At 49.1% G+C, this 1,722-nt stretch carries 1 protein-coding gene; it reads right to left on the bottom strand.

What is annotated here, in order from left to right:
• A partial coding sequence (locus QVP94_RS02125; RefSeq protein WP_288213151.1) for a GH92 family glycosyl hydrolase occupies positions 1–1,722 on the bottom strand: 1,722 nt, incomplete at both ends.

Raw genomic sequence — 1,722 nt, 5'->3', positions numbered from 1 at the left:
CCCATCTCCAATTCTAGTACGCCACCTTTCATGATATCCCTATAATCAAGATAGCATCTCGTATAATCCATCCCGTTTAATTTAGCGGATTGAATATAGGTGTTTTCCGGGGTATTTCGGTTGGCTCGTATGATAAATGTATTCCCTTCGCCAACCTGAATCTCGGTCTTCTCAAAAACCGGGCTGGATATCTCATAGCGAGTATCTCCCGGACAAACCGGATACAAACCACATGCCGCCAATACATACCAAGCGGACATCTGACCGACATCCTCGTTTCCAACCAAGCCTTCTACCTTATTCTTATACGCCTTATCGCAAATGAAACGAGACCATTTCTGGGTTTTCCACGGCTGTCCCAAATGATTGTACAAGAAAGGCACATGATGAACCGGCTCGTTCGCATGATTGTAATAAGCGTTCCACAGGAAATCCGTAGGCGTCTTGTCGAACATCGTATCCAGATCGGCAATCACCCGTTCCGTTCCTCCCATCAGTTCCACCATACCCGGAATATCGTGAGGCACGAACCACCCCTGTTGCAGCTCATTGCATTCCATACAGCCGTACCATTCCTTCAGCTTACCCTCTTCCGGCCAAGCCTCAAACCGGCCATTCGCTTCTCTCGGGCGGAAGCTATGTTTCTCCGCATCATATAAATTCCGGTAAGACTGAGCCAACTTCGCATAATAAGCCGCATCCTCCTGTTTTCCTAATGATTTCGCCAACTGAGACATACACCATTCCGTATACGCATACTCCAAGGTTTTGGAGATACTCTGCGGATTCGGGGTATAGCCCAACTCCGCATTCCCGAACATTCTCGAGGTTTTATCCGCATACCGATAAGCCTTTTCCATATCCAAGCTACAAATACCTTTCGCATAGGCATCCGCCAAGACCGATATAGCCGGATTTCCTAACATACAACCGCTATAGGCGTTCAACAACTCCCAGCGCTCATAGTACTCACGGCCACTCTCCTCTGCCATCGTTGTCAATGACTTCAACAAATCGTTCACCAATACCGGATTAATAATCGTTTGCAAAGGCATCTGACTACGGAACACGTCCCAACCGCTAAAGATCGTACGTTTCGTGAACGTATCCGACTTATGCGCTTTTCCGTCCGCACCCATATACTGACCATCCACATCCGTGTAAATCCTCGGATCGATCATTGTATGATACAAGGAGGTATAGAAGATCACCTTTTGCTCATCCGTTCCACCGCTGACATCCATCTTAGCCAAAGCCGTATCCCACAACGAGCGGGCACGAGAACGTACCGCGTCAAAATCCCAATCCTTGATCTCCGCTTTCAAGTTCTTTTCCGCACCCTCCAAGCTTACAAAGGAAATACCGGCCTTGAAAAGAACCTCCTCATTCGCCTCGGTCTCAAACTCCGTAAAGAACCCGAGGTGCTCACCCTCATATGCCTTTGGTCTCTCCGAAATCTTCGCGTTCGCTGTCAATGTCTGGAAAGCCGGGCTCTCCACGAATTCCCGATGCCGATCCTGCCCTGCCGGGATATCCACGCTCCATACGCCATAATCTTTCAACGGTTTGGAGAACTGCGCATAAAAATACACGGTATACCGGGAAGAACCCTCACCATTCCCCCAGCCTCCGCCTTCCGGCGTACATTCCATTCGTCCGGCGATCGTATGGTCATCTATCACTTGAACCGCCTGATACGTAGAAGTACCTCCTACACGACGG

Origin of the sequence: Parabacteroides sp. CAG:2, assembly GCF_000436315.1 — a bacterium.
Classification (GTDB): Bacteria; Bacteroidota; Bacteroidia; order Bacteroidales; family Tannerellaceae; genus Parabacteroides; species Parabacteroides distasonis.
Note: the sequence above shows the minus strand (reverse complement) of the source record. Positions and strands in the feature narration are given on the sequence as shown.